We start from the raw sequence: 17971 nt of genomic DNA on the forward strand, positions 1-17971 counted from the left end.
CGCCGGCCTCCACGGGCCGGCAGCGTTCTCAGGGCGGGGCGAAATTCCCCACCGGCGGTATTCGCGGCTTGCGCCGCGAGAGCCCGCGAGCGCCCGGCAGGCACCGAAGGGTTGCGCGCCGGGGTCAGCAGACCTGGTGAGATGCCAGGGCCGACGGTCACAGTCCGGATGAAAGAGAAACGCGAAGCGCGTGGCTCGCGCGCGGCATCCTCACGTGCCGCGCCGGGCCGTGCCGCCGCGTGCGCCCTGATTCTGGTCATCCACCTTGCAATCCGGGACACCCATGAATCAGACCCCAGCTTCCACTCCCCTTGGCGCGGTGTCGCGCCGCAAGCCGCCGCCGCGCGCGCAACGCCGCGTGGCCGTCGTCTGCTCCAACTGGCACCGCGACATCGTCGAGCAGGCGCGCGACTCGCTGCTCGCCGAGTTCGAGCGCAACGGCCTGCCTGCGTCGCAGGTCGACCGCTTCGACGTGCCGGGCGCTTTCGAGATTCCGCTGTATGCCAAGGCGCTCGCGCAATCGGGCCGCTACGACGCCATCGTGGCCTGCGCGCTGGTGGTCAACGGCGGCATCTACCGGCACGAGTTCGTCACGTCGGCCGTGATCGACGGCCTGATGCGCGTGCAACTGGACACCGATGTTCCCGTGCTCTCGGCCGTGCTGACGCCGCGCGATTTTCACGAGCACGAAGACCACCTGAAGTTCTTCCGCGAGCACTTCGTCAAGAAGGGCGTGGAAGTGGCGCAGGCTTGTCTGCAGATCCTGGGTGCTCGCGAAGCTCTGCAGGAGACGCAGGCAGCCTGACCCTAGAACAAGCTTCCCGTCTCCGGCTTCGGCGGACGCACCGTCCGCACGCTGCTCGCCTTCGGCGCGCGAGGCGGCAGCGGGACGGGTTCGGCAAGCAGCGGGCCGTCCCACTGGCGGAAGAACCTGGCTGCGTCCTCGACCGGGCACGACAGCCACTCGGCATAGTCGGCCGGCCGCAGCATCACCACCATGCGCTTCTCGTCCTCGGGCCGGTGGAAGCGCTTCATCAGCGGATGTCCGTCCGCGTTCACCGTGAGCATCGCGAAGCTGTAGACCTCGCGGTTGTCCTTCGGGTCGCGCCAGCGGCGGTAGATGCCGGCGATGCCCATGGGGATGAAACCCTCCTGGTGGATCGCCCAGCGCACGCTCTGGCCCGTCTCCCAGTTCGGCTCGTAGATCGACTCGGCCGGGATGATGCAGCGCCAGCCCTTCGCCCACGCCTCCTTGAAGCTCGGAAGCACGCGCACCGTCTCGCTGCGCGCGTTGTACGTGCGGCGGCCGTAGCTCACCTCGGTGGCGAAGTGCGGCAGCAGGCCGAAGAGGCCGTCGCTCACGACGCGCACTTCGCCGCCGGCCAGGTGGATGAAAGGCGCCATGCCGACGGGCCACGCGTCGGTGGCGGGATCGTCGCGTTCGCGCTCGACGCCGAAGAACGTCAGCAGCCGGTCGCGCCGGGACACCGGAACATAGTTCGAGCACACGTTCAGCGCGCTCCCGCCGCGCGCAGCATCCCGGCGATGCGCGACTGCCCGCGCTGCTCGGCGTGGCGCAGGGGCGTGACGCCCTGCCGGTCGGCGAGGTTCACGTCGGCCTTCGCGCCGACCAGAAGGCGCACGATCTCGGCATGCGCCGCGCCGCCGTCGCCCAGGATCACGGCTTCGAGCAAGGCCGTCCAGCCGAGGTTGTTGACGTGGTTCACGTCGATGGCCGTCGTCAGCAGATAGCGGACCGTCTCGACATGGCCGTAGTGGCATGCGGGGATCAATGCCGTGCCGCCGTAGCGGTTGGTGCTCTTCAGGTTCGCACCGGCGCCCACGGCGGCGCGAACGATGTCCATGTGGCCGCGCGCGCCCGCCAGCAGAAAGGCGCTGTCGCGAATGTCGTCCTGCGCATTGACGTCCGCGCCGCGCGCGATGAGGAACTTCGCGAGCTCCACGTGCGCGCCCTGCGTGGCCGCAAGGACGGCATTGCGCCCGCGCGCGTCGCGCGCGTTCACCGCGGCGCCGTCGGCCAGGAGCTTTTCGACACGCGCACGGTCGCCGGCCGCGGCTGCCTCGACGATCGCGACGGCAGCGGCGGACGGCTGCGCGGCGACGACGCTGGCCAGGAAGGGGAACGCGACGAGCAGCGGGCGGCGTGACATACTCATCCGATGATGATCGCAGAAGAAGTGAAGGTCCTCGCGTTCGACATCTTCGGCACGGTGGTCGACTGGCACGGCAGCATCGTGCGCGAGATGGCGCAGTTGCATCCGGCGGTGGACGGCGACGCCTTCGCCCGCGCATGGCGCACCGGCTACAAGCCGGCCATGGCACGCGTGGCAAGCGGCGAACTCGGCTGGACCCTGATCGACGACCTGCACCGCATCATCCTCGACGACATCCTGCCGCGTTTCGGCCTGCAGGATCTCGACGAGGCGCAACGCCGCCACCTCAACAAGGTCTGGCACCGCCTCGACGCCTGGCCGGACGCGGTGGAAGGGCTCACGCGCCTGAAGCGCAAGTACACGATCTGCACGCTGTCGAACGGCAACATCGGGCTGCTGACGAACATGGCGAAGCGCGCGGGCCTGCCCTGGGACTGCGTGCTGTCGGCCGAGGTGTTCCATGCCTACAAGCCCGATCCGCGCACCTATCTCGGCGTGGCGAAGGTGTTCGACGTTCAGCCGCGCGAAGTGATGCTCGTGGCCGCGCACCACGACGACCTCGCCGGAGCCCGGGCGTGCGGGCTGCGCACGGCGTACGTGGAGAGGCCGCTCGAGTTCGGCGCGGCGCAGCCGAAGGATGTGACGCCGCGCGAGGGCAACGATTTCCACTGCCGGGATCTCGTGGGGGTGGCCCAGGCGCTGGGAGCGTAGCGGGCCGAGCCGTGCTATTTTCCCGGGGATGAAGTTCCGTCACGCCCTCTCCTGCCTCGCCCTGGCGCTCGCGCCGTTCGCGCTTCCCGCTTTCGCACAGCAACCCGTCCTCGAAGAAGTCCCCTTCGTCACCTCCCCGGACAACGTCACGCTGGAGATGCTGCGCATCGCGAACGTCGGGCCGACCGACCATGTCATCGACCTCGGCTCGGGCGACGGACGCATCGTCATCCTCGCGGCACGCCGGTTCGGCGCCTCGGGGCTCGGTGTGGAGATCGACCCCGCGCTGGTGGAGCGCAGCATCCGCAATGCGCGCGACGCGGGCGTCTCCACCCGCGCCGAATTCCGCGTGCAGGATCTGTTCAAGACCGACCTCTCCGCGGCGACGGTCGTCACGATGTACCTGCTGACCGAGGTCAACCTCGCGCTGCGCCCCACGATCCTCAAGCTCAAGCCGGGCACGCGCATCGTCTCGCACGACTGGGACATGGGCGACTGGAAGCCCGACCAGACAACGGAGGTTCCCGTGCCCGACAAGAAGGTCGGCCTGGCCAAGAGCAGCAAGATCCACTTCTGGACCGTGCCCGCGAATATCGACGGCCTGTGGTGCGGTGTCGGCATGCTGCGCGGGGGCAGCCTGCAGGTGGCCCAGCGCTTCCAGGAGTTCAGCGGCACCCTGCGCTGGCGCAACCGTGCGCGCGACGTGGCCGGGCGGCTGCAAGGCGCGAAGATGCAGATGACGGGAGGACGGCACCAGATGGCGCTGGAGGCGGTCGGCGACGAGTTGCACGTCCTCGACGGCCAGGGCGACATGGCGCTCGGACGCGGCCAGCGCTTCCGGCGGGCCAACGGTCCGGCTTGCGAAGGCGCAGTTCGCTGACAGCGCGGCCGCGCCCGGCGCGCTTCAATGGGCTTTCAACAAGGAGCCCCCATGACCCAGCACGCCGTCATTCGAGGTGAAGTGTGTTTCCGTGCCGGCGACGGCATGCCCGTCGAGATTCCGGACGGCCCGGTCGACATCGAGGTCGCGCCGGACAGCGTGACGCTGAGCTGGAGCGACAGCGAAGGCAACACCGGCACCGCCGCCATCACGCGCGACGAGTACGCGCGGTATCTGAAGGAAGGCAAGATCCGGCTCGCGCAGTGATTTTTCCCGCACAACCCGGCCCCATGATGTAACGGAAACCCTGTCGCGGCGCGGGCTGGCGCGAACCACTGTACGATCATCCAGTGGATCTGAATGCCAAGCTCGCCATCCTCGCCGACGCAGCCAAGTACGACGCCTCGTGTGCGTCCTCCGGCGGCGTCAAGCGCGACTCGGTCGGCGGCCGCGGCGTCGGCTCGAACGAAGGCATGGGCATCTGCCACAGCTATGCGCCGGACGGCCGCTGCATCTCGCTGCTGAAGATCCTGCTCACGAACTACTGCCAGTACGACTGCCTGTACTGCGTCAACCGCGCGACCAGCAACGTGCCGCGGGCGCGCTTCGCGATCGACGAGGTCGTGCAGCTCACGCTCGACTTCTACCGGCGCAACTGCATCGAAGGCCTGTTCCTGTCCAGCGGCATCATCCGCAGCCCGGACTACACGATGGAGCAGGTGGTCGAGGTCGCGCGCGCGCTGCGCGAGGACCATGACTTCCGCGGCTACATCCACCTGAAGACGATTCCCGATGCCTCGCCCGAGCTGCTGGCCCGCGCGGGACGGTACGCCGACCGGCTGTCGATCAACATCGAGCTGCCGACGAAGCAGGGGCTCGACGAACTCGCGCCGCAGAAGGACGGCGCGGCGATCCGGCGGACCATGGCGCGCGTGCGCCTGCAGATCGAGGATGCACGCGGCGCGGCGTGGGAACAGAAGCGCGTGCGTTCGCTCGCCGCCGCCCCGGCGAAGCCGGCGCAGGCACCGCCGTTCTCCGCCGCCGGCCAGAGCACGCAGATGATCGTCGGCGCCGACGGCGCGAACGACGCGACCATCCTCGCCACGAGCGCGCAGCTCTACGGCTCGTATCGCCTCAAACGCGTCTACTACTCCGCGTTCAGCCCGATTCCCGATGCGTCGTCCTCGCTGCCGCTCGAAGCGCCGCCGCTCGTGCGCGAGCACCGTCTCTACCAGGCCGACTGGCTGATGCGCTTCTACGGCTTCGATGCGAGCGAGATCGCGCTGCCGGCGACGGGCATGCTCTCGCTCGACGCCGACCCGAAGCTCGCCTGGGCCTGGGCGCACCCGGAACGTTTCCCGGTGGACATCAACCGCGCCCCGCGCGAGATGCTGCTGCGCGTGCCGGGCCTCGGGGTGAAGGCGGTCGACCGCGTGCTGCTTGCGCGCCGCGTGCGGCGCCTGCGCGCCGACGATCTCAAGCGGCTGCACGTGCCGGTGCGCAAGGTGCTGCCCTTCGTGATCCTCGCCGACCACCGCCCCACCCGCCAGGCCGCGCCCGCCCCCGCCGTCATTCCCGCGAAAGCGGGAATCCAGGGCTCCCTCTCACCGCAACAAGCCGCGCTGTTCTAAGTCCTGGTGCAGTACTCGTTCGACACCTTCCGCGTCCGCGCGCGGGCGCTGCTCGCGCAGGGCGTCGAGCCCGACGCGGCCTCCTGGCGCGAGGACGATCTTTTCTCTGCCGACGACGCATCGTCGGACGTCGTCGACAACGCAGCGCCCACGCTCGCCGTTCCGCCGACCTTCCTCGCCCTGTGCCGCTCGGTCGTGCTGCACCGCGACCCGTCGCGCTATGCCCTGCTCTACCGCCTGCTGTGGCGGCTGGCGCGGGAGCCCCTGCTGCGCGACGACCCGCTCGACACCGACATGCTTGCCGCGCGCCGCATGGCCCACGCCGTGCATCGCGACATCCACAAGATGCGCGCCTTCGTGCGATTCCGCGAGGTCGACGACGAAGCGGGCCGGCTTCACGTCGCCTGGTTCGAGCCCGACCACTTCATCGTCGAGGCGAATGCGCCGTGGTTCAGCCGGCGCTTCGCGCAGATGCGCTGGGCGATCCTCACGCCCGACCGTTGCGCGTCGTGGGACGGAGCGCACCTCGCCTTCGCGCCCGGCGCCACGCGCGAGGACGCGCCGCCCGCCGATGCCGGCGAGCAGTTGTGGCTCACCTACTATCGCCACATCTTCAATCCGGCGCGCCTGAAGGTGAAGATGATGGAGCGCGAGATGCCGAGGCGCTACTGGAAGAACCTGCCCGAGGCGGCGCTGATCGCGCCGCTCGCGGCCGAGGCCGGCGCGCGCAGCGCGCGCATGCTCGAGGCGCCCGCGCCCGTGCCGCTGCGCAAGATTCCCGTGGTCGGTCCCCGGCCCGAAACACTGCCCGCCCTGCACGAAGCCATGGAGCGCTGCCGCGAATGCCCCATTGGCGCGCAGGCGACGCAGGCCGTGCCGGGGCGCGGGCCGCGCGAGGCGCGGCTGATGTTCGTGGGCGAGCAGCCGGGCGACCAGGAAGACCTGGCGGGCGCGCCCTTCGTCGGGCCGGCGGGCCAGCTGCTGCGGCGCGCATTCGATCGGGTGGGCATCGATCCCGCCGCCGTGTTCCTCACCAACGCCGTGCGCCATTTCAAGTTCGAGCTGCGCGGCCGCAGACGCATCCACAAGACGCCGTCGCAGCGCGAGGCCGCGGCCTGCGCGCACTGGCTCGAAGAGGAAATCGCGCTCGCCCGGCCGCGCGCGCTCGTCGCGCTCGGCGCCACGGCCGCGCGGACGCTGCTGGGGCGCGACGTCGCCGTCACCCGCGAGCGCGGCGCCTGGCACACACGGCCCGACGGCTTGCGCGTCCTCGTCACGCTGCATCCGTCCGCCCTGTTGCGCATGCCGCCGCACGAGCAGGCGGGTGCGTTCGAGGCCTTCGCCGCCGACCTCGCGCGCGCGGATGCCGAGGCCTGACCCCGTCGCGCGCGCGACCGAACGCGCCCCGTTCCTACAAACAGGCATTGTCCGCCGGCCGAAAAATGGCGAAACTGGCTCTGCGTGTGATGGAGGGAACTGTGCAAGACGCCGCTTTCCGAACCCTGCTGTACCGCTATTTCTTTTTCGGCTGGCTGTTCAAGGACATGAACAGGGGCAGCCTGTTCGAGCGCGCGGCCGCGTGGCGGCACAACCGCGAGCAGGCGCGCTGGCTGCCGACCTACATGCGCCGCTGGATGTGGTGCGGCGCCGCCTTCTATGCGCTCGGCGGCTTCGTCGAGCTCATGCTCCACCTGCCGGGGGCCTCGGCGTTCTTCTACGTGCCCAGCGCCATCAGCGTGCCCGTCAATGCCGTGATCGCCGCCGCGTGGCTGGGGTTCAAGGCGATGCCCGGACCCGTCTGAGGGGAAGCCCGGGCTTCGCGTCCGCTCAGCGCGCCGACTGCACCAGCCGCAGCTCGTTCGCCCCCTGCTCCGCGCCGCTTCCCGGCACGGTCTCGCCCGTGCGGTCCATCACGCGCGCGAGCTGCGCCGCCAGGCGTTCGGGCGCTTCGTCGCCCGTGCCCACATGCACGCCCCGCGTCAGCGTGATGTGCGCCGCCTCGAAGCCGCCCGCGCCCGCGCAGAGGATCGCGCGCGTGGGCGCGTCCTCGCTCGCGAGCACCAGCATCGCCGGCACGACGTTCTGCGGACTGAACGCCGCCACCATGTCCTGCGGGAACAGGTTCTCGGTCATGCGCGTCGTCGCCGTCGGCGCGAGCGCATTCACGCGGATGCCGTGCTTCTCGCCCTCGATCGCAAGCGTCTGCATGAAGCCGACCTGCGCGAGCTTCGCCGCGCCGTAGTTCGTCTGGCCGAAGTTGCCGTAGAGGCCGCTCGACGAAGTCGTCATCACGATGCGGCCGTACTTCTGCGCCTGCATGAAGGGCCACACGGCCTTCGCGCAATGCACCGCGCCCATCAGATGGACCTCCAGCACGAGGCGGAAGTCCGCGAGGTCCATCTTCGCGAAGCTCTTGTCGCGCAGGATGCCGGCATTGTTGACGAGGATGTCGACGCGGCCCCAGGTGTCGACCGCCTGCTTGACCATCGCCTGCACGGCGTCGAAGTCGGTGACCGACGCGCCGTTGGCGAACGCTTCGCCGCCGGCCGCGACGATCTCGTCGACCACGGCCTGCGCCGCGGAGACGGAGCCGCCGGAGCCGTCGACGGCGCCGCCGAGGTCGTTGACGACGACTTTCGCCCCGCGCTTCGCGAGCGCGAGCGCGTGCTGACGGCCCAGGCCGCCGCCGGCCCCCGTGACGATGGCCACGCGGCCGGTGAAATCGAGAGACATGCCTTCCTCTTCCGGGTTGCTAATGGAACAGGCCCGTATCATGCACCGGCACGCCGCCCAGCAAGGTGGCGAGGACCTGCGTCTGCGGAATCCGATCGAGGTCCACCGTCATGATGTCGTCGGACAGGATGGCGAGGTCGGCGAACTTGCCCACCTCGATGGAGCCCGCCGCATGGTCCCAGAACGCGGCCATCGCCCCGTGCAGCGTGCAGCAGCGCAGCGCCTGCTGGCGCGTGAGCGACTGCGCGGGCGTCGCGAGCTCCCGGCCCGTGATCGCATCGCGCCGCGCGAGCATCTGCCAGAAGCCGAACAGCGCCTCGTGCGGGCGCGCGTCGGACGACTGCGCGACGGGGACGCCCGCGTCGAGCCAGGCACGAAACGGCATCGAGTCCGCAGCGATCTTCTCGCCGAAGGCGCGCAGGTACACGCTGCCGTACAGCCAGAGAAAGTTCGCGCTGGTGGTCGGGATCACGCCCAGCTCGCGGCAGTCGCGCATGTTCTCGGCCGAAGGAAACTGGCAGTGCTGGATCGTCCAGCGCAGGCCGCGGATCGGGATCTCCTCGTTCACCGACTTGTACGTTGCCATCACCTTGTCGATGGCCGCGCCGCCCGCGCACAGCGTCTGCACGCGCACGCCGGCACGCGCACAGCGCCGCACGATGTCCTCGTATGCGACGTCGCGCACCAGCTGCACGCCGTTCCAGAGCTGGCCCTTCGGCCCGTTGTACGGCTCGCGCATGCAGCACGCGCCGATGGCCGCGGCGCTGTCGAAGCCGAGGCCGAGGCCGCCGAACTTCAGCAGGTCGTCGCCGAACCCCGCGCCGCCCGCGTAGCGCGCGGTGTGGTCGATCAGCTCCTGTGCCTTCTGCGCGTCGCCGTACAGCGCGAACGGAAACTGCATGACGAAGTAGGTGCGGATCGTGAGCTCCTTGCGCTGCCACACGTCGAGGTACGCACGCTGCGTTCCGGGCGCGAGGCCGTGCCCCTCGTAGCTCATGGTCGTGCCGGCGCGGTTGAACGCCTTCACGCCTTCGACGACGGTGCGCGCGATGTCCTCGCGGCTGAGCGGCGGAATCGCCGGGAACAATGCGCTCGACTTGAACGCGCCGTCGACCAGCGCGATCTTCTTGGGAAATCCGCTGTCGAGGAACAGGCCGGTCGGCTCGCCCTCGGCGTCGACCACCATCTCCACGTTCTCGGGCATCACGCTGTCGCGCGTGATGCCGTTCGCGCGCAGGGCCAGCGTATTCATGATCGCCGCGCCGGGCGACGAGAGCGAAGGCGGCTCGATGTAGACCGGATGATCGGGGCACGCGAGATCGAGGTCGCGCCGGTCGGGCCAGCGCTTCTCCGCGAGCCGGCCGGGGTACTCCAGCATGTCCGGCTCGGTCGCGACCGGGTTGCACAGGATCCATTCGCCCGCGGGGCGCTTCGCGGCTTCGCCCCGCAGCACGTCGATCACCTGCTCGATGCGCGAGGGATTGCCGAACGAGGGCTTGATGAGGCGCACCCCCACCATGTCGACGTGCGGATGCGCGTCGACGAAGCCCGGCACCACCGTCTTGCCACGCAGGTCGACGACGCGCGTGCCCGGCCCGCGCAGCGCGAGGATGGGCCCCGACTCGCCGACGGCGACGATGCGCCCCGCCGACACCGCGATGGCCTCGGCCACCGAGTCGTCGGCATCGACCGTGTGGACGATGCCGTTGTGCAGGATGAGGTCGACCACGCCGGGCCTTATTCGCGCGTCATTTCGGCATCATTCCGGTGACCGTCATGATGCTCTTCCACTCGACGAGCCCGCGCCGGATCGCGGCCGCATGTTCGTCCGCCGTGCTGCCGACCGGCGTGAGCGCCAGGTCGTTCAGGCGCGAGCTCACGTCCGGCTGCCTGATCGCCGCGGCCGCGGCGCGCGAGAGCTTGTCGACGATGGCCTTCGGCGTTCCCGCCGGCGCGAGCATGCCGTACCAGCCCACCGCATCGAACTGCGGATAGCCCTGCTCCTTGAACGTCGGCACGTCCGGCAGGAGGGAGGTGCGGGTCGGCCCGGTGACACCGAGGGCGCGCAGCTTGCCGGCCTTGATCTGCGCCTGCGAGGACGCGACCGTGATGAAGCTGCACGACACCTGCCCGGCCAGGATCGCGTTGACCGCGAGCACTTCGCCCTGGAACGGCGCATGCACCATGTCGAGCCCGGCCGCCTTGTTCAGCATCTCGCCGAACAGGTGCAGCGTCTGCGCGATGCCGCCGGAGCCGAAGGAATGCTTCTTCGGCTCGCGCTTGACGAGCGCGATGAACTCCTGCAGGTTGTTGGCGGGCAGCGCGGGATTGATGACGAAGGAATTGGGCGCGAGGTTCAGTTGCGAGACCGCCTCGAAGTCCTTCACCGGATCGTAGATCGGCTTGGTGGCGAGCAGCGGCGCCTGCAGGAAGCCGGTGTTCGTGACGAGCAGCGTGTAGCCGTCGTTCGCCGCGCGCTGCACCGCTTCGGCGCCCACCTGGCCGCCGGCGCCGCCGCGGTTTTCCACCACGACCGCCTGGCCGAATTCCTTGCTCATCTTCTCGCCCACGAGCCGAGCGACGATGTCGGTGGCACCACCTGCGGGGAAGGGCACGACGATGCGGATCGGCTTGGTGGGGTAGTCGGACTGGGCGAGCGCGGCGGCGGGCACGAGCCCCGCGAGCGAAGTGGAGGCGCCTGCGAGCAGCAGGGCGCGCCGGTTGCGGTCGATCATGGTCTGGGCTCCTTCTTGCGCTGACTCTACATTGGATCGATGTTTTCGCTTTTTACCGATTACCCTTAGAGCGGCGGACCGACGAGCCAACGATCGATGTTGGCGCTTCCTGCCCCCGGTCGTCAGGGCGGCGGGTCGCGTAATCCCTATGCAATGGAGGGTGCTTGCCGACTAACAATTTGACGCTCAAGCCGCCCGGAGAACCCATGCAAGCAGCGACAACCCCCCGCCCGCAAGGGCTGCCCCTGCGACGCCGCAGTCTGCTCGCGGCGGCCGCAGGCGCGCCACTCGCACATGCCGGTCTTGCCGGACTCGCTGCGCTGGGTCCGGCGACCAGCGCAGCGCAGCAAACCCGGACACCGGAAGGGGCCTGGCCGACCAAGCCGGTCCACCTGGTGATTCCCGCGGCGGCCGGCGCCGGTCCCGACGTGCTGTCGCGCATGCTGGCCAGCAAACTGTCGGAGACGTGGGGCCAGCCCGTTGTGGTGGAGAACCTGGCCGGCGCGGGCGGCAACATCGGCCACGAGAAGGTCGCGAAATCGACGCCCGATGGCTACGCGCTGCTGATCGGAATGATCGGGCCGATGGCGATCAACCCCAGCCTCTACGACAAGATGGCGTTCGACGCGACCCGCGACTTCACGCCGATCTCCATGGTGGCGCGCTATCCCAACATGCTGGTGGTCCACCCGAGCCTGCCCTTGCGCAGCGTGTCGGAGCTGATCGCGTACGCCAAGGCGAATCCCGGCAAGCTGCGCTACGGCAGTGTCGGCACCGGCACTTCGCCGCACCTGTGCGGCGTGATGCTCGAATCGATGGCAGGCATCACCATGGTGCAGATCCCCTACAAGTCCAGCGCCCAGATGACGACCGACGCCATTGCCGGGCACTTCGACCTGATGTTCCTCAATCCGCCGGCCATCCTGCAGCATGTGAAGTCCGGCGCGCTGCGCGCGCTGGCCATCACCAGCGCAACGCGCCAGTCCTATGCGCCCCAGGTCCCGACCATGGGCGAGGCGGGGGTGCCGGGCTTCGAACTGACCTCCTGGTACGGGCTGTTCGCGCCGGCAGGCACGCCCGCCGCGATCGTTTCGCGCATCAACGGCGACCTGGCGCGCGTGATGGCCCGGCCCGATGTGCGCGAGCAGTTCGTGCAGCGCGGCGACGAACCTTTCGGCGGGCGGCCGGAAGAAGCGAGCCAGTTCGTGCGCGCCGAGATCGCGAAGTGGAACCGCGTGATCAAGCAGGCGAATATCAAGATCGAATGACCTTGCGGACGCGGCAGCTAGTGTGCCGCCCCCAGCACGCCGCGCTCGCGCAGCGAGACGATTTCCTCGCCGCTGTAACCGAGCTCCCGCAGGACCTCATCCCCATGCTCGCCCAGGTTGGGCGCCAGCCGCGCGGGCTCTGGCGGTGTGGCCGACCAGCGGGTCGGCACGCGCATCGAACGGATCGAGCCTTCGGTCGGATGCTCCACCTGCTGAAAGAAGTCCTTGCGCGCCAGATGCGGATCGTCGATCAGGTTGTGCAGGGTGTTCATCGGTCCCGCCGGAATGTCGGCCTTCGCCAGCAACTCGAGCCACTGCGCCGTGGTCTTTCCGGCCAGGGCCCGCGCCAGCATTCCGTACAGCTCGTCGATGTGCTCGTTGCGCCCCCGCATGCTGCCGAAGCGCGGGTCGGCGAGCAGGTCGCCGCGGCCGATCAGGTTGAAGAAGTCGCGCCAGTGCTTGTCGTTGTACACGAGGATGCAAAGCCAGCCGTCGGACGTGCGGTAGGGGTGGCGCTGCGGGGACAGCACGCGCGGGTAGCCCGGCTCGCCGATCGGCGGCACGAACGTGTGCCCGTAGATCTGGTCGGCCAGCACGGTGTGGGCGACGGTTTCGAACATCGGCACTTCCACCGCCTGCCCCTCGCCGCTTCGCTCGCGGTGCATCAGCGCGCCGAGGATCGCCACGACCGCGTGCAGGCCGGCCACGCGGTCGGCGATCGGCGTCGGAACATAGTGCGGCTCGCCCGCGGATTGCGCGTACAGCGCCGGCAGCGCGGCCAGGCCCTGGATCAGGTCGTCGTAGGCCGGCTGTCCGGCATAGGGGCCATCGCTGCCGAAACCCGTGAGCGCGCAATAGACGATGCGCGGATTCACCGCGCGGACGCTGTCGTGGTCGAGGCCGATGCGCCGCGCCGCCTGCGGACGGATGTTGAGCACCAGCACGTCGGCGCGCTCGATCAGCCTGTGCATCACATCGCGGCTGGCCGGATTCTTGAGGTCCAGGACCACGCTGCGCTTGCTGCGGTTCATGTTCAGGAAATTGGAACCCATGGTCGGCGAGCGGCCCGGCCCGATGCGGCGCGTGGTGTCGCCATCCGGAGGCTCGATCTTGATGACGTCGGCCCCCATGTCACCGAGCAGCTGCGTGGCCGAAGGACCCATCAGCACCGCGCTGAGGTCGAGAATGCGAATGCCCGCCAGAGGTCCTGCCATGTCGTCTGCTTCCTGTGTCGTCGCGCGAGGAATCCGTCCGCCAAAATTGGCGTGATGCAGAATAACACCCAACAAAACGGACAAGGAGACATGACTTGAACATCATCCGCAGCTGGCTGATTGCCCCTGCCAACCGCCCCAGGTTCCTGGCGAAATTCCCAACCGTCGGCGCCGACTGCAGCGTGGTGGACCTCGAGGACGGCACGCCGGAAATGCACAAGCGCGAAGAGCGCGAGCGGCTGTCGGAAACCATCCGCGGCCTGCGCGAGGCGGGCCTGAACAAGGGGCTGCATGTGCGGGTCAACCACCCGCGCTCCCCGCATTACCTCGACGATCTGAAGGCTGCCGGCGCGGCGGGCGTGGACGGCGTCTCGATCCCGAAGATCGGCACCGTGGCCGAGCTGAAGGCGGCGGTGAATGCGCTGGCTGCGGCCGAACAGAAGCTGGGGCGCCAGATCAGCATCATCTGCGGCATCGAATCGGCGATGGGCGCGTTGAACGTCTCCGAACTCGCCTTCGCCGATCCACGCGTCGAGGCACTCTACTTCGGCTCGGAAGACTTCGTCACCGACATGCTGGGTGCGCGCCGCACGCGTGAAGGCACCGAGGTGCTCTACGCCCGCTCGCGCATCGTGCTGGCCGCCAAGGCGGCGCGCATCGGCGCGATCGATCAATCGGTGCTCGAAATCCGCGACGACAAGCTCTTCGAGAAAGATTCGCTGGAGGGACGCAACCTCGGCTTCGACGGCAAGATCTGCCTGAACCCGATCCAGACCGCGTTGGCGAACCGCATCTTCGGCCCGACGCCGGACGAGGTCGAATTCAGCCGCCGCCTCATCGCCGCGGCCCACAAGGCCGAGAGCGAAGGCATCGGCACGATCGACTTCGAAGGCCGCATGATCGACGGGCCGCTGATCAAGCGCTGCGAACACATCATCGCCATGGCAGCCGCCCAGCAGAGGAGCACGACGTGAGCAAAAAACTGAACGCGGAAGTCGCGCGTGCCAAGGAGCATTTCACTTCCTTGCTCGGCACGCTGCCGGAACCCATCCGCGCCATGGCGGACTACGCGCCGGAGGCGCTGGTGGCGTACCTCGCCTTCAAGGACTACCTCTACCACCCGCAGGACGGCAAGGGGCTCGACCTGAAGAGCAAGCAGCTCGTCTACGTCGTCCTCGATACCGCGACCGGCAACCTCGCGGGCGCCAAGAACCACCTGCGCGCCGCGATGGATGCGGGCCTCACGATCCCCGAGCTCGCACAGGCGTTGATCCAGGTGATGAACGTTTGCGGCATCACGACTTGGGGCCAGACCGGCTATCTCGTCATGGACGAAGCGGCGCGGCTGGTGCGCGAGAAGCACGAAAAGAGCAACCCCCCGGCCAAGGCTGCAAAGACCGGCCGCACAGCACGGAGGCAGACGAAATGAAACGCCGCGACATCGCATGGGGCCTCGGCCTCGCAATGGCAGGCCTGGCCGGCCGCAGCGCCTTCGCGCAGGCTTACCCCGCGCGCCAGGTCCACCTCGTCGTCACCGGCACGCCCGGCCAGGGCACCGACATCGTTTCGCGGCTCATCGCGCAGAAACTCTCCGAGAGGCTCAAGCAGCAGATCGTGGTCGAGAACCGCGCCGGCGCCGGCGGCAACATCGCCGCCGAGTACGCGTCCAAGGCGCCCGCCGACGGCTACACATTGCTGATGGCGACCAACGCCACGCACGCGGCCAATCCGGCCATGTATGCCAGGCTGCCTTACGACCCGACGGCCGATTTCACTCCGATCTCGCTGGTCGGGCTGCTGCCCATGATGATTTCCTCATCGCCTGCCCTGCCGGTAAGCAATGTGCGCGAATTCGTCGCGCTGGCGCGGTCCAAGCCCGGCGCGATCAATGTGGCCGTGCCCAGCTCTTCGGCCCGGGTCGTGCTGGAGCTGTTCAACCAGCTCGGCAAGGTGGAACTTTTTCCGGTCAGCTACAAGGGCAGCGGGCCGGCTTTCATCGACCTCTTCGGCGGACGCATCCAGGCCACCATCGACACGGTGAGCGCCACGATGCCCCAGATCGCGGGAGGCAAGGTCAAGGCGCTGGCGGTGTCGACCGCGCGGCGCTTCGAGGCGGTGCCCGACGTGCCGACACTGGCCGAATCCGGCGTGGGCGATTTCGATCTCGCGCCCTGGAACGGGCTCATGGCGCCGCGCGGGACGCCGCGCGAGATCGTGAACCTGCTGAACATGCACGTGGCCGCCATCCTGGCCGAGCCCGACACACGCAAGCGCATGGTGGACCTCGGCATCCAGCCGGCCAGCGGCACGCCCGAGCAGTTCGACCGCTTCGTGCAGGGAGAAGCGCGCAAGTGGGGCGACCTGATTCGCAAGGCGAACATCAAGGCCGAGTGAATCGCGGCGCTTTCCTCCAGGGGAGGATGTCGAGTTGCCCGAGCCGGGGCTGAGGCAACTCGACGCGTGGACGCGCCGCCCGGGTCCTCGACAGGACCCGCCTTACTTCTTCTCGCCCCCCGGCACCTTCCCCTCGACACCCTTCACGTAGAAGTTGATGCCGCCCAGGAAGTTGTCGTCGGCCACCGCGTCCTTCGCCAGCACTTCCTTGCCGGCGTTGTCGACGATCGGGCCTTTCCAGATCGAGAACGAGCCGTCCTTCAGGCCGGCCTTGATCTTCTCGACCTGCTGCTTCGCGTCGTCCGGCACGTCGGCGGCGATGGACACCATGTCGATCGCGCCTTCCTTCACGCCCCACCAGATCTTGGACTGGGACGTCTTCCACTTGCCTTCCAGCGCGTCGCGCGTGGCCTGCGTGTAGTACGGCACCCAGTTGATGATGGCCGAGCCCAGGTGCGCCTTGGGGCCGTAGGAAGTCATGTCGCTGTCCCAGCCGAAGGCGCGCTTGCCCATCTTCTCGGCCGTCTGCAGCACGGCCGACGAGTCGGTGTTCTGCATCAGGACGTCCGCGCCGCCGTTGATGAGCGCCGTCGCCGCTTCCGTTTCCTTCGCCGGCTTGAACCACTCGCCGACCCACACGACCTTGGTCTTCACCTTCGGATTGACCGACTGCGCGCCCATCGTGAAGCTGTTGATGTTGCGGATCACCTCGGGAATCGGGATCGAGCCGACCACGCCCAGCGTGTTGGTCTTGGTCATCTTGCCGGCGATCACGCCGGCCATGTACGCGCCCTCGTAGGTGCGGCTGTCGTACGCGCGCAGGTTCTCGTCGCTCTTGTAGCCCGTGGCGTGCTCGAACTTCACGTCCTTGAAGTCCTTCGCCACCTTCAGCATCGGCTCCATGTAGCCGAAGGTGGTGCCGAAGATCAGCTTGTTGCCCTGGCTGGCCATGTCGCGGATCACGCGCTCGGCGTCGGCGCTCTCGGGCACGTTCTCGACGAACGAGGTCTGGATCTTGTCGCCGAATTCCTTCTCGATCGCCTTGCGCGCGTTGTCGTGCGCGAAGGTCCAGCCGCCGTCGCCCACCGGGCCGACATAGGCGAACGCGATCTTCAGCGGCGCGGGCTTCGGCGCCGGCGCGGGCGCGGCCGCCACCGGGGCAGGCGCGGGAGCCGGCGGCTCCTCTTTCTTGCCGCAGCCGACAACAGCCGCGGTCGCCGCGGCGAGCGCACCCAGCGTGAGCAGGCGGCGTTTGGTCAGATCGTTCATCGGTTTCATTCCTTCGGTCGGGCTTCCAACGAAAACCGGGATTATGTCCCCGGATAAAAAGGTTTACCAAGCGAGGCCGGCATGTTGACGCGGATCCACGCGGGGTTGCGCGAGATGATCGCGAGCACCACGATGGTCGCGACGTAGGGCAGCATGTTCAGGTACTCGCTCGGCAGGTCGACGCCCGCGCCCTGCAGGTGGAATTGCAGCATGGTGACGCCGCCGAACAGGTAAGCGCCAAGCAACACGCGTGCCGGGCGCCAGGTCGCGAAGGTCGTCAGCGCCAGCGCGATCCAGCCGCGCCCGCCCACCATGTTCTCGACCCACAGCGGCGTGTAGATGATGGCGAGGTACGCGCCGGCCAGGCCGCACAGAGCGCCGCCCGCCACCACCGCCATCATGCGGATGCGCCGCACGTTGTAGCCGAGCGCGTGCGCCGATTCCGGCGACTCGCCCACCGAGCGCAGCACGAGGCCGGCGCGCGAGCGGTAGAGGAACCACACGAGCCAGGCCGCGAACGCGACGGCGAAATACACGAGGGGGTGCTGGCGGAAGAGCGCGGGGCCGAGCAGCGGAATGTCGGACAGCAGCGGCACGGCGAAGGCGGGCCGCTCGGGCAGCTTCTCCTGCACGTACTTGATGCCGGCGAAGGCCGAGAAGCCGGTGCCGAACAGGCTCAGGGCGAGGCCCGTCGCGTACTGGTTGGCGTTCAGCCAGATCGCGAGCACGCCGAAGACGGCGGCCGCGAGCGCGCCCGCGCCGATGCCGGCGGCGAAACCGATCCAGTCGTTGCCGGTCTGCACCACGGTGACGAATCCGGCGACGGCAGCGCACAGCATCATGCCCTCCGCACCGAGATTGACCACGCCGGCTTTTTCGTTGATCAGCAGGCCGAGCGCGGCGAGCGCGAGGACCGTGCCCGCATTCAGCGTGGCCGCGATGAGGAGTGCGTAGCTTTCCAT

The 17971-nt window shown here is 68.8% G+C and carries 19 protein-coding genes and 1 riboswitch; of the genes, 11 read left to right on the plus strand and 8 right to left on the minus strand.

Features of this window, described 5'->3' with window-relative positions:
* Positions 1 to 20: 20 nt before the first annotated feature.
* A riboswitch (FMN riboswitch) is annotated at positions 21 to 185 on the plus strand.
* Between the two features lie 98 nt (positions 186 to 283).
* Positions 284 to 805, plus strand: coding sequence for a 6,7-dimethyl-8-ribityllumazine synthase (locus AB7E83_RS09965; RefSeq protein ID WP_428568529.1), 522 nt, complete (start codon positions 284 to 286; stop codon positions 803 to 805).
* Positions 806 to 807: 2 nt separating this feature from the next.
* Here the strand turns inward: AB7E83_RS09965 and AB7E83_RS09970 are convergent, their stop codons facing one another.
* Positions 808 to 1509: an SOS response-associated peptidase gene (locus AB7E83_RS09970; RefSeq protein WP_428568532.1), complete on the minus strand. Its 702-nt coding sequence runs from the start codon at positions 1507 to 1509 to the stop codon at positions 808 to 810.
* A 2-nt stretch (positions 1510 to 1511) separates the two neighbouring features.
* Entirely contained in the window at positions 1512 to 2171 is a 660-nt protein-coding gene (locus AB7E83_RS09975) for an ankyrin repeat domain-containing protein (RefSeq protein ID WP_428568535.1), read from the minus strand.
* 9 nt (positions 2172 to 2180) lie between these two features.
* Between AB7E83_RS09975 and AB7E83_RS09980 the strand changes: the two genes are divergently transcribed.
* From AB7E83_RS09980 to AB7E83_RS10005, 6 genes are all read left to right on the plus strand, one after another.
* Positions 2181 to 2885, plus strand: coding sequence for a haloacid dehalogenase type II (locus tag AB7E83_RS09980; RefSeq protein ID WP_428568538.1), 705 nt, complete (start codon positions 2181 to 2183; stop codon positions 2883 to 2885).
* A 28-nt stretch (positions 2886 to 2913) separates the two neighbouring features.
* The gene (locus AB7E83_RS09985) at positions 2914 to 3765 is read left to right on the plus strand and encodes an SAM-dependent methyltransferase (RefSeq protein ID WP_428568541.1); all 852 of its coding nucleotides are present in this window, start codon (positions 2914 to 2916) and stop codon (positions 3763 to 3765) included.
* Between the two features lie 51 nt (positions 3766 to 3816).
* Entirely contained in the window at positions 3817 to 4032 is a 216-nt protein-coding gene (locus tag AB7E83_RS09990) for a hypothetical protein (RefSeq protein WP_428568544.1), read from the plus strand.
* An 83-nt stretch (positions 4033 to 4115) separates the two neighbouring features.
* On the plus strand, positions 4116 to 5396 hold the full coding sequence (locus tag AB7E83_RS09995; protein ID WP_428568547.1) for a putative DNA modification/repair radical SAM protein: 1281 nt from the start codon (positions 4116 to 4118) through the stop codon (positions 5394 to 5396).
* A gap of 6 nt (positions 5397 to 5402) precedes the next feature.
* Entirely contained in the window at positions 5403 to 6773 is a 1371-nt protein-coding gene (locus AB7E83_RS10000) for a UdgX family uracil-DNA binding protein (protein WP_428568550.1), read from the plus strand.
* A gap of 101 nt (positions 6774 to 6874) precedes the next feature.
* Positions 6875 to 7198 carry a hypothetical protein gene (locus AB7E83_RS10005; RefSeq protein ID WP_428568553.1) on the plus strand — a complete coding sequence of 108 codons (324 nt, stop codon included), beginning with the start codon at positions 6875 to 6877 and terminating at the stop codon, positions 7196 to 7198.
* Positions 7199 to 7223: 25 nt separating this feature from the next.
* Here the strand turns inward: AB7E83_RS10005 and AB7E83_RS10010 are convergent, their stop codons facing one another.
* Genes AB7E83_RS10010 through AB7E83_RS10020 form a run of 3 tightly spaced genes read right to left on the minus strand, consistent with a single transcriptional unit; the run spans position 7224 to position 10864 of the window.
* Positions 7224 to 8129 (minus strand): SDR family NAD(P)-dependent oxidoreductase, encoded by a 906-nt coding sequence (locus AB7E83_RS10010; protein ID WP_428568556.1) that lies wholly within the window; start codon positions 8127 to 8129, stop codon positions 7224 to 7226.
* Positions 8130 to 8148: 19 nt separating this feature from the next.
* Positions 8149 to 9858, minus strand: coding sequence for an amidohydrolase (locus AB7E83_RS10015; protein ID WP_428568558.1), 1710 nt, complete (start codon positions 9856 to 9858; stop codon positions 8149 to 8151).
* 19 nt (positions 9859 to 9877) lie between these two features.
* The gene (locus AB7E83_RS10020; RefSeq protein WP_428568561.1) at positions 9878 to 10864 is read right to left on the minus strand and encodes a Bug family tripartite tricarboxylate transporter substrate binding protein; all 987 of its coding nucleotides are present in this window, start codon (positions 10862 to 10864) and stop codon (positions 9878 to 9880) included.
* A gap of 206 nt (positions 10865 to 11070) precedes the next feature.
* Between AB7E83_RS10020 and AB7E83_RS10025 the strand changes: the two genes are divergently transcribed.
* Positions 11071 to 12132: a Bug family tripartite tricarboxylate transporter substrate binding protein gene (locus AB7E83_RS10025; RefSeq protein ID WP_428568564.1), complete on the plus strand. Its 1062-nt coding sequence runs from the start codon at positions 11071 to 11073 to the stop codon at positions 12130 to 12132.
* Between the two features lie 17 nt (positions 12133 to 12149).
* Here AB7E83_RS10025 and AB7E83_RS10030 read toward each other — a convergent pair whose 3' ends face one another.
* Positions 12150 to 13346 carry a CaiB/BaiF CoA transferase family protein gene (locus AB7E83_RS10030; RefSeq protein WP_428568567.1) on the minus strand — a complete coding sequence of 399 codons (1197 nt, stop codon included), beginning with the start codon at positions 13344 to 13346 and terminating at the stop codon, positions 12150 to 12152.
* A 95-nt stretch (positions 13347 to 13441) separates the two neighbouring features.
* Between AB7E83_RS10030 and AB7E83_RS10035 the strand changes: the two genes are divergently transcribed.
* Genes AB7E83_RS10035 through AB7E83_RS10045 form a run of 3 tightly spaced genes read left to right on the plus strand, consistent with a single transcriptional unit; the run spans position 13442 to position 15740 of the window.
* Positions 13442 to 14320, plus strand: coding sequence for an HpcH/HpaI aldolase/citrate lyase family protein (locus tag AB7E83_RS10035; protein ID WP_428568570.1), 879 nt, complete (start codon positions 13442 to 13444; stop codon positions 14318 to 14320).
* Entirely contained in the window at positions 14317 to 14775 is a 459-nt protein-coding gene (locus AB7E83_RS10040) for a carboxymuconolactone decarboxylase family protein (RefSeq protein WP_428568572.1), read from the plus strand. The genes AB7E83_RS10035 and AB7E83_RS10040 overlap by 4 nt, the downstream gene beginning before the upstream one ends.
* Entirely contained in the window at positions 14772 to 15740 is a 969-nt protein-coding gene (locus AB7E83_RS10045; RefSeq protein ID WP_428568574.1) for a Bug family tripartite tricarboxylate transporter substrate binding protein, read from the plus strand. Before AB7E83_RS10040 ends, AB7E83_RS10045 begins: the two co-directional genes overlap by 4 nt.
* 102 nt (positions 15741 to 15842) lie before the next feature.
* Here the strand turns inward: AB7E83_RS10045 and AB7E83_RS10050 are convergent, their stop codons facing one another.
* Positions 15843 to 17009 (minus strand): BMP family ABC transporter substrate-binding protein, encoded by a 1167-nt coding sequence (locus AB7E83_RS10050; RefSeq protein WP_428568576.1) that lies wholly within the window; start codon positions 17007 to 17009, stop codon positions 15843 to 15845.
* A 41-nt stretch (positions 17010 to 17050) separates the two neighbouring features.
* The gene (locus AB7E83_RS10055; protein WP_428568579.1) at positions 17051 to 17971 is read right to left on the minus strand and encodes an ABC transporter permease; all 921 of its coding nucleotides are present in this window, start codon (positions 17969 to 17971) and stop codon (positions 17051 to 17053) included.

The sequence above is a fragment of the Ramlibacter sp. genome (assembly GCF_050250995.1).
Lineage (GTDB): Bacteria > Pseudomonadota > Gammaproteobacteria > Burkholderiales > Burkholderiaceae_C > Ramlibacter.

Coding starts and splice junctions, on each gene's coding strand:
- AB7E83_RS09965 (WP_428568529.1), top strand. CDS start 284: ATGAATCAGACCCCAGCTTCCACTCCCCTTGGCGCGGTGTCGCGCCGC.
- AB7E83_RS09975 (WP_428568535.1), bottom strand. CDS start 2,171: ATGTCACGCCGCCCGCTGCTCGTCGCGTTCCCCTTCCTGGCCAGCGTC.
- AB7E83_RS09980 (WP_428568538.1), top strand. CDS start 2,181: ATGATGATCGCAGAAGAAGTGAAGGTCCTCGCGTTCGACATCTTCGGC.
- AB7E83_RS09985 (WP_428568541.1), top strand. CDS start 2,914: ATGAAGTTCCGTCACGCCCTCTCCTGCCTCGCCCTGGCGCTCGCGCCG.
- AB7E83_RS09990 (WP_428568544.1), top strand. CDS start 3,817: ATGACCCAGCACGCCGTCATTCGAGGTGAAGTGTGTTTCCGTGCCGGC.
- AB7E83_RS10010 (WP_428568556.1), bottom strand. CDS start 8,129: ATGTCTCTCGATTTCACCGGCCGCGTGGCCATCGTCACGGGGGCCGGC.
- AB7E83_RS10020 (WP_428568561.1), bottom strand. CDS start 10,864: ATGATCGACCGCAACCGGCGCGCCCTGCTGCTCGCAGGCGCCTCCACT.
- AB7E83_RS10025 (WP_428568564.1), top strand. CDS start 11,071: ATGCAAGCAGCGACAACCCCCCGCCCGCAAGGGCTGCCCCTGCGACGC.
- AB7E83_RS10030 (WP_428568567.1), bottom strand. CDS start 13,346: ATGGCAGGACCTCTGGCGGGCATTCGCATTCTCGACCTCAGCGCGGTG.
- AB7E83_RS10045 (WP_428568574.1), top strand. CDS start 14,772: ATGAAACGCCGCGACATCGCATGGGGCCTCGGCCTCGCAATGGCAGGC.
- AB7E83_RS10050 (WP_428568576.1), bottom strand. CDS start 17,009: ATGAACGATCTGACCAAACGCCGCCTGCTCACGCTGGGTGCGCTCGCC.
- AB7E83_RS10055 (WP_428568579.1), bottom strand. CDS start 17,971: ATGGAAAGCTACGCACTCCTCATCGCGGCCACGCTGAATGCGGGCACG.